The organism is Pseudonocardia sp. KRD291 (genome assembly GCF_019263595.1).
GTDB lineage: Bacteria > Actinomycetota > Actinomycetes > Mycobacteriales > Pseudonocardiaceae > Pseudonocardia.
Genome location: NZ_JADQDD010000343.1, coordinates 1 through 5,977 on the forward strand (window position 1 = coordinate 1; position 5,977 = coordinate 5,977).

A 5,977-nucleotide genomic window follows, 5' to 3' on the forward strand; every position below is an offset into this window, starting at 1 on the left:
ATCCCGGCCAGGTCCGCGCCGGGGGTCCGGGCGCCGTCCTCGGCCTGCCCGCGCAGCACCCCGACCATCCGGCGCATCGCCGTCAGGGCGTCCGCGCCGGCGTGCTCGATCGAGGCCAGGGCCCGGTCCACCTCCTCGGGACGGGTGCGGGCGACGACGGACGCGGCCTGCGCGGCGACCACGATCCCGGTCACGTGGTGGGCGACGACGTCGTGCAGCTCCCGGGCCAGCTCCATCCGCTCGGCGCTGCGCGCGTCGTCCAGCTCGGCCCGGCGCCGGGAGCCCGCCTCGCGCAGCATCAGGCCGATCGCGGCCGCCCCGATCCAGCCCATCACCGACAGCGAGACGAACGCGGTCCCGGTCCCCGAAACGTCCGGGCGCAGCAGCGGCGATGCGACGATCACCACCCCGGAGGCCAGCACGACGAGGACGGCGTCGCGGTGCGTGGCCCGGTACAGCGCCGAGATCGTCACCACGGCCAGCGCCAGCTGCTCGCCGAACGACATCGTCGGCACGGCGAGCCCGGTGAGCGCCGCGACGGCGACGGAGACAGCGGTGGCCGCCGCGGACAGCGCGAACGCGGTGGCCGCGGCGCGGCGGGCACCGAGCCGTCCCCGGGCCAGGACCACGGCCGCGACGGCCGCACCGATCACCGGCTGGGTGAGCGTCGCGTTCGCCACGCTGATCCCGTAGAGGCCGTCGATCCCCAGCCAGAACAGGTAGGCCAGCACCTCCACCGGCAGCCGCAGCCGCCCCACCAGCCGCGCCACGCGTCCCCGTCCGTCCTGCAACACGCGGTCAGCGTAGGGCGGGCCCCGGACACCCGGCTCGGCCGAAGGGACGAGTCCGGCCGCACCCGATCCGCCCTCCGCCCGAGGTGGACCGGCCGCCCCCGGCGGGATCGTCACCGCCATGACCGAGAAACCGGGCCCGATGGCGCCCACCCTTGCCGGGCGCGGCGTGACCAAGCGCTACGGCGCGGCGACCGTGCTGGCCGACGTCGACCTGGACGTGCACCGCGGGGAGACGGTGGCGGTGACCGGGCCGTCCGGGTCCGGCAAGTCGACGCTGCTGCACTGCCTGGCCGGGATCGTGACGCCGGACGAGGGCGAGATCGTGCTGGCCGGGCAGCGGGTGGACCGGTTGCCGGAGTCCCGCCGGGCGGCGCTGCGCCGGGAGCGGATCGGGTTCGTGTTCCAGTTCGGGCAGCTGCTTCCGGAGCTGCCCGCGGTGGAGAACGTCGCGCTGCCGCTGATGCTGTCCGGGGTGGGCCGCGCGGAGGCGGTGCGCCGGGCCGCTGCGTGGTTCACCTCGCTGGGCATCGAGGGCCTGGAGCTGCGCAGGCCCGGACAGCTCTCCGGCGGCCAGGAGCAGCGCGTGGCGATCGCCCGCGCGCTGGTCACCGGTCCGGCCGTGGTGTTCGCCGACGAGCCGACCGGCGCGCTGGACAGCACCACCGGCGATCGGGTGATGGGCCTGCTCACCGGGCTGGCCGTGCGCACCGGCACCGCTCTGGTCGTGGTCACCCACGACGCCGACGTCGCGGCCCGCTGCCACCGGACGGTGTCGTTGCGCGACGGCCGGGTCGCCACGGCGGCCGGGGCGGGCGCGTGAGCCTCCGGCTGGCGCTGCGGCTGCTGCGCCTGGGCGGGCGCTCGGCGTGGACGTCGGCGGGACTCGTCGCGGCGGGCGTGGCGGTGGCGACGGCGCTGCTCTGCGTGGCGCTCGGTGCGTTGCACGGCCTCGACGCGCGGGAGACGCGGACGGCCTGGCGCGACCCCGTCCCGGCGGCCCCGGGCGAGGCGGTGACACAGCTGCGTACCCGGACCGACGCCGTCGCCGGCCGCCCGGTCACCGAGGTGAACCTGATCGCCCCGCGGGCCGGTGCCGCGCCGCCGCCCGGGCTGCCGCGGATGCCGTCGCCGGGGGAGGTGTGGATGTCGCCCTCGCTGACCGCGTTGGCGGCCGCGCTGCCGCCCGGGGACCTGGCGGCGCGGTACCCGGGCCCGGTCACCGGGGTGCTGGGCCCCGACGCGCTGCGCGACCCGGACGAGCTGGTCGCCGTCGTCGGACGGCCGGCGGGGGACCCGGTGCTGACCGCGCCGGGCACGTCCACGGTGGTCGCGGTGGCCGCGTTCGACGGCCCGGCCGCCCCCGGCGGCGACTCCGCGGTGCGGTCCGAGATCTACCGCCAGCTCACGGTCGTCGCGGCCGCGCTGGTGCTGTTCCCCGCAGCCGGCCTGGTCGGCGCCTCGGCCCGGCTGTCCGCGGCCCGGCGCGGGCAGCGGCTGGCCACGTTGCGCCTGCTCGGCGCCTCGACGCCGCGGATCACCGTCGTCGCCGTGACCGAGGTGGGCGTCGCGGCGTGCGCCGGAGCGCTGGCCGGGATCGCCCTGGAGTGGGTCGCCGCCCCGGCGCTGGCCGCGATCCCGCTGGCCGGAGGCGGCTGGTTCGCCGCCGACGTGCGCCCGCCGCCGTCGACGCTGCTCGCGGTCGCCGTCGCGGTCACGCTGCTGGCCACGGTGTCCGCGGTCGGCGGGCTGCGCCGTGTCGTGATCAGCCCGCTCGGCGTGGCCCGGCGCCGGGACCCGCAGGTCGTGCGCGGCCTGCGGCTGCTCGGGCCGGTCGCCGCAGTGGTGGTGTTCGGCGTCGCGAACGTCTACCGGCAGGCCTCGCCGATCGCCGTGGCCGGGCCGGTGTTCGCGGTCGGGGTGCTCGCGCTGCTCGGCGCGGTGGGCGTCCTCGGTCCGCTGGTCGTGCGCGTGGTCGGCGCGGCGATGACCCGGCGGGCCCGCTCGCCGCACCGGCTGCTGGCCGGGCGCCGCCTGCTCGACGATCCGAAGGGCGCGTTCCGGCCGCTGGCCGGGCTCACCCTGGCCGTGTTCGTGGCCGGGTTCCTCGCTCCGCTGACGTCGGCGGTCGCGGGCGCGCAGGACGGCCGGACCGACGTCGTGACGATGCCGGGAGGGCGGGGCGACACGGTCCTGGTCGGGGACCTGGGCCGGGGCGCGCTGGTGGTGCTCGTCGCGACGTTCCTGCTGGCCGCGACGGCGACCGCGACGACGTCCGCGGCGCGGGTGCTCGACCACCGCCACGTGCTGTACCTGCAACGGCTCGCCGGCACCCCGACGGCGGTGCTGGACCGGGCCCGGCGGGCCGAGACGCTCGCCCCGCTACTGGCCAACGGCACGATCGCGCTCGCGCTCGGCCTGCTCTGCGCGTCGCCGTTCGCGCCGGCGGACGCCGCGCTGCAACCGGGCGGGCCGGCGGTGTTCGGCGCGCTGCTCGTCGTCGGCACGCTCACCGTGCTCGGTGCGACGGCGGCCGCGCGCCCGCTCCTGGCGTCGGTGACCGAGCCGGGACGCGAACGCGACCGGTGACGGGGCCCGGGCGATGCGAGTGTTCAGGCCCCGCGCAGCTGGTCGCAGGTGGACTCGATCTCGTGCCACGCGCGGCGTGCCCGCTCGTCCGAGTCGATCCACGCCTTCGCCTCGCCGGCCGCGGCCTCGTCGCCGTGCTCGGCCAGCACATGCAGCTCGACGAGCCGGTCGCGCCACGCGGCGTCCGGGTCCACCGGTACGGCGGTGTCGTTCGCGGGCAGGGCGGTGTCGGGTTCGAACGGCATCGTGGGTGCACACTCCTGCGGTCACGGACCACGAGCGAGCCCGGGTCCGAGCTCCGTTCCCGGGCATCCCGAGGGCTGGGGGAGTGCGACGGCAACCTGAGGCACCGACGGTGCCCGCTCGGTCACGGATCCGCAAAGCGACCTACGACACACGGCCGGCACCCGTGATCGGGTGCCGGCCGTGCGACGTGCCGTTGTGTCCGGTGCGGCTCAGGCCCGCGGCTCGAGCACGAACACCGGGATCACCCGGTCGGTCTTGGTCTGGTAGTCGGCGTAGGGCGGGTATGCGGCGACGGAGCGCTCCCACCACTGCTCGCGTTCGGTGCCGGACACCTCGCGGGCGACGAACGTGCCGGTCGAGGTGCCGTCCTGCACCGTGACGGTCGGGTTCGCGACCACGTTGTGGTACCAGGCGGGGTGCTCCGGGGTGCCGCCCTTGGACGCGATCATGGCGTAGGCGCCGTCGTGCTCGACCCGCATCACCGGGACGTAGCGCTGCTTGCCCGACTTCGCCCCGGTCGTGGTGACCAGGATGATCGGGCGGTCCATCACCGTCACGCCATCGGTGGTGCCGAGCTCGAGGATCTTCTCGGTCTGCTCGCGCACCCAGTCGGTCGGGCTCAGTTCGGCGTTCTGCGTCATGCCCGCCGCAACGTCGCAGGAAGGGACGCTATTCCGCCGAAGGGGTGTTACGGTTCGATCACATCTGAACACGCGGGAGCTCCTGAGCGGGGCTGAGAGGGCGGGTACGACCGCCGACCGCTGAACCAGCCGGGTAATGCCGGCGAGGGAGGAAGTCGTCATGACGACGCTGTCCGATCACGTGCGTCCGCAGGTCACCACCGGCCCGATCCACGGATCGCGCAAGGTGTACCTGGACGGCCCGGGGGGCCTGCGGGTCCCGGTCCGCCGGGTCGACCTGAGCAACGGCGAGCACCACGACGTCTACGACACCTCCGGCCCCTACACCGACGACACCGCGTCCGTGGACGTGCGGGCGGGGCTGCCCGCCGTGCGCGCGGGCAGGGTCGCGGAGGGTCCGGGGGCGGAGACGGGGATGTCGACCCAGCTCGGCCACGCCAAGGCGGGAGTCATCACCCCGGAGATGCGCTACATCGCGGTCCGGGAGGGCTGCGACGTCGAGCTGGTCCGCTCCGAGATCGCGCGCGGACGGGCCGTCGTCCCGGCGAACGTGAACCACCCCGAGGCCGAGCCGATGATCATCGGCAAGCGGTTCCTGGTGAAGATCAACGCGAACATCGGCAACTCGGCCGTGACGTCCTCGGTGGCGGACGAGGTGGACAAGATGGTGTGGGCGACCCGCTGGGGCGCCGACACCGTGATGGACCTGTCCACCGGCCGCGACATCCACACCACCCGCGAGTGGATCATCCGGAACTCGCCGGTCCCGATCGGCACGGTGCCGATCTACCAGGCACTGGAGAAGGTCGACGGCGACCCGAAGGAGCTCACCTGGGAGATCTACCGCGACACCGTGGTCGAGCAGTGCGAGCAGGGCGTCGACTACATGACGGTGCACGCGGGGGTGCTGCTGCGCTACGTCCCGCTCACCGCCAAGCGGATGACCGGGATCGTCTCCCGCGGCGGGTCGATCATGGCCGCATGGTGCCTGGCGCACCACCGCGAGTCGTTCCTCTACACGCACTTCTCCGAGCTCTGCGAGATCCTGCGCCGCTACGACGTGACGTTCTCCCTCGGCGACGGCCTGCGCCCCGGCTCGATCGCCGACGCCAACGACACCGCCCAGCTCGCCGAGCTGGAGACGCTCGGCGAGCTCACCCGGATCGCCAGGGACCACGACGTCCAGGTGATGATCGAGGGCCCCGGCCACGTCCCGATGGACAAGATCGTGGAGAACGTGCGCCTGGAGGAGCAGTGGTGCGACGAGGCGCCGTTCTACACGCTCGGCCCGCTCGCCACCGACATCGCGCCCGGCTACGACCACATCACCTCGGCGATCGGTGCGGCGACGATCGCGCAGGCCGGCACCGCGATGCTCTGCTACGTCACGCCCAAGGAGCACCTGGGCCTGCCGAACCGGGACGACGTGAAGACCGGCGTGATCACCTACAAGATCGCCGCGCACGCCGCGGACCTGGCCAAGGGGCACCCGCGCGCCCAGGAGCGCGACGACGCCCTGTCCCAGGCCCGGTTCGAGTTCCGCTGGCGCGACCAGTTCGCGCTCTCCCTGGACCCGGACACCGCGCAGGGGTTCCACGACGAGACGCTGCCCGCCGAGCCGGCGAAGACCGCGCACTTCTGCTCGATGTGCGGGCCGAAGTTCTGCTCCATGAAGATCACCCAGGACGTCCGCGACTACGCCGAGGAGCA

The 5,977-nt window shown here is 74.8% G+C and carries 6 protein-coding genes and 1 riboswitch; of the genes, 3 read left to right on the top strand and 3 right to left on the bottom strand.

From position 1 onward, the window contains the following. Positions 1-794: histidine kinase dimerization/phosphoacceptor domain-containing protein (locus I4I78_RS29050; RefSeq protein WP_308252428.1), on the bottom strand; the 794-nt coding region annotated here is incomplete at its 3' end. Positions 795-912: 118 nt separating this feature from the next. Between I4I78_RS29050 and I4I78_RS29055 the strand changes: the two genes are divergently transcribed. Both I4I78_RS29055 and I4I78_RS29060 read left to right on the top strand, forming a co-directional pair. After that, positions 913-1,614: an ABC transporter ATP-binding protein gene (locus I4I78_RS29055; protein ID WP_218614702.1), complete on the top strand. Its 702-nt coding sequence runs from the start codon at positions 913-915 to the stop codon at positions 1,612-1,614. Next, a complete protein-coding gene (locus I4I78_RS29060) occupies positions 1,611-3,380 on the top strand; it encodes an FtsX-like permease family protein (RefSeq protein WP_218614703.1) in 1,770 nt (589 codons plus the stop codon). Before I4I78_RS29055 ends, I4I78_RS29060 begins: the two co-directional genes overlap by 4 nt. A 23-nt stretch (positions 3,381-3,403) precedes the next feature. On the opposite strand, the gene I4I78_RS29065 is transcribed toward I4I78_RS29060, so the two are convergent. Then, positions 3,404-3,625, bottom strand: coding sequence for a hypothetical protein (locus I4I78_RS29065; RefSeq protein WP_218614704.1), 222 nt, complete (start codon positions 3,623-3,625; stop codon positions 3,404-3,406). Positions 3,626-3,835: 210 nt separating this feature from the next. Continuing rightward, on the bottom strand, positions 3,836-4,267 hold the full coding sequence (locus I4I78_RS29070; RefSeq protein WP_218614705.1) for a nitroreductase family deazaflavin-dependent oxidoreductase: 432 nt from the start codon (positions 4,265-4,267) through the stop codon (positions 3,836-3,838). 62 nt (positions 4,268-4,329) lie between these two features. Further along, positions 4,330-4,435, top strand: a riboswitch (TPP riboswitch). Between I4I78_RS29070 and thiC the strand changes: the two genes are divergently transcribed. After that, on the top strand, positions 4,428-5,977 hold a 1,550-nt coding region (thiC, locus tag I4I78_RS29075), incomplete at its 3' end, for a phosphomethylpyrimidine synthase ThiC (RefSeq protein WP_218614706.1). Its footprint overlaps the riboswitch before it by 8 nt.